The organism is Saccharopolyspora sp. NPDC000995 (genome assembly GCF_053599315.1).
The window spans coordinates 1-1,175 of record NZ_JBSFLZ010000357.1 but is presented as its reverse complement, the minus strand read 5'-3'; the positions used below and the strand labels follow the sequence as shown (position 1 = coordinate 1,175).

Below are 1,175 nucleotides of genomic sequence, written 5' to 3'. Positions count from 1 at the left end.
AAGGACGTCAAGGACGGCACCGACCTTAATGCCGGTAAGGGGGGTGCTGATGGCGGCGTGCCGGGCGGGAAGCCGGCTCGTGGTGTTCCGGAGGTGCCCGGTTCCGGGCAGGAACGGCCAGGCACACCGCTGCCGGCACACTCCGACGGGGTAGTGGGTTCCGGGCAGGATCGGTCGGCGCCGCCGCCGCCGGCGTATTCCCCTGATGACGTGGTGGGTTCTGGGCAGGACCGGTCGGGCGAGCCGTTGCCGGCACGTTCCGATGGGGTGGTGGGTTCTGGGCAGGACCGGCCGGGCGAGCCGTTGCCGGCACGTTCCGATGGGGTGGTGGGTTCCGGGCAGGATCGGCCGGGGACGCCGCCGCCGCCGTACCGTCCGGTTGCCGGTGGCGATCAGGTGCCCGGAGTGCCTGGTGTGGATGTGCCCGGGAACCGGCCGCTGGAGGTGCCTACCTCGGCGCAGACACCGGATTCACCGGCGGTGACCCCGCATACTTCTAATGCGCCTGTGGATGCCGCGCTGCCGGAGACTGGCAGGTCCGGGTCTGTCGTGGACTCCGGCAGTGGTGTGGTGCCCGCGGGGCACGGGTCCTCGCCGGATGGCTGGACCGGCCACGATGGGCATTCCGGTGCGGACCCGGTTGCGGCACATGGGGATTCTCATGTGGGATCGGTTGCGGCGCATGGGGATTCGCATCGCCAGGATGGCACTGCGGTGTCGCCGGATTCGACGATGGTGCCGGCGGACGGGTCGCAGCCGGCCCCGCCACTGCATCGGGATCCGGCGGCGGTGCTGCCGGCGGTGCTGCCGGTGGGGTTGCCGGTGGACGCGGTGCGGGTGTCGGTGCCCGCGAATGTGGTTGCTGGTGGCGGGTTGGCGGAGTACGTGCGGGGCGGTGTGACGGAGTCCATGGGCGGGCCTGTGCTGCTGGTCGCGCAGGGCAATCCGACCGCGGGTGTGGTGGTGGTCTCGCCTGGCCAGGGGTCGGCCCTGGCGCAGGGGGTGGGGTGTGATGTTGTCGCGTTGACGCCGGGACAGGGCGGGCGCACACCGCAGTGGACAGTGTTCGGTACGGACGGATCGGCTAGGCCGGTGACCGGGCCCGGTGCCCCGGTGCCGGCCGGCGGGCACGGGAGCCCGGCCGGGTTGGCGGAGGCCTCGACTGCTGTTCCGGT

1 pseudogene is annotated in these 1,175 nt (G+C 72.3%); it reads left to right on the top strand.

Annotated elements, in window-relative coordinates:
- Positions 1 to 93: 93 nt before the first annotated feature.
- Positions 94 to 1,175, top strand: a pseudogene (locus tag ACWDKQ_RS36305) (hypothetical protein); the annotation flags it as partial.